This window comes from Bacillus cereus group sp. N24 (assembly GCF_016483345.1).
Taxonomy (GTDB): Bacteria; Bacillota; Bacilli; order Bacillales; family Bacillaceae_G; genus Bacillus_A; species Bacillus_A toyonensis.
Genome location: NZ_JAEHCA010000091.1, coordinates 1 through 519, shown reverse-complemented (window position 1 = coordinate 519; position 519 = coordinate 1). Strand labels below are relative to the sequence as shown.

Below are 519 nucleotides of genomic sequence, written 5' to 3'. Positions count from 1 at the left end.
TAAATTGAATTTCTTTAATATTTTGTCCCCAGGTTTTAAATTTTCTAAGTTAAGTGAAGTAGTTGGTTGCATAGCTAAATCCAATGTACCTGCAGCAAATGAATTATTTGTCACCACTTGATCGCTAAAATATGCATATGTTCCCCCACCAATTAAAGATAAGCCAAGAGTGGCTGAAACCACTCCAACACCTAATTTCTTTTTCAATGACATTTTTTGTTCCTCCCATATCATTTTTATAATCTTTCTCCCTAATCAACCGAAAAGGTCCCCTTAATACAGATATACCATGAATTGCGAAAAAATTATATTAAAAGCAAAAAATTCCTTATTGAGAAAATTATGTCATTATCTATATTCTGTAAATGAAACGTCCCAAAAATAGAAAAGTTGAATTTATAATTATCAAAACCTCTGCCAAAAACAAATTAATATTAATACCCTTTATCATTTTAGCCAAGAAGACTCCTTCCTCAAGGAACGCGAAGTGAGTAGGTGGGAGATGAATTGGCTTCGGAC

At 32.4% G+C, this 519-nt stretch carries 1 protein-coding gene; it reads right to left on the bottom strand.

The genetic code is table 11. The annotated features are described in order from the left end of the window. Window positions 1-213: TasA family protein (locus tag JDS95_RS30475; RefSeq protein ID WP_242435513.1), on the bottom strand; the 213-nt coding region annotated here is incomplete at its 3' end. Window positions 214-519 lie beyond the last annotated feature (306 nt).